A 285-nucleotide genomic window follows, 5' to 3' on the forward strand; every position below is an offset into this window, starting at 1 on the left:
CATGTGGCGCGGCGTGTCCTTCGGCTCCTTGCCCTCGTTGCCGTCATTGCTCCTGGTCACCTCGGGGTCGTTGTAGCTGTAGCTGGCGTTCAGGTGCAGGCGCTCGCTGAGGTCGGCGACCGCCTCCAGCTCCAGACCGCGTGACACCTGTTCGCCGGTCTGCACCGTGTTGAGCGGGTCGAGCGGGTCACGGGTCGACACGTTCTGCTGGGTCAGGTGATAGAGCGAGGCGGTGAACAGGGCGCTGCTGCCTGGCGGCTGGTATTTGAGGCCGATCTCGTACTG

The 285-nt window shown here is 65.6% G+C and carries 1 protein-coding gene; it reads right to left on the reverse strand.

Annotated features, from left to right (window positions below; genetic code table 11):
- A partial coding sequence (locus J0A65_RS27155) for a TonB-dependent receptor domain-containing protein (RefSeq protein ID WP_206597258.1) occupies positions 1-285 on the reverse strand: 285 nt, incomplete at both ends.

It is taken from the genome of Bowmanella yangjiangensis, assembly GCF_017255015.1.
Taxonomy (GTDB): domain Bacteria; phylum Pseudomonadota; class Gammaproteobacteria; order Enterobacterales; family Alteromonadaceae; genus Bowmanella; species Bowmanella yangjiangensis.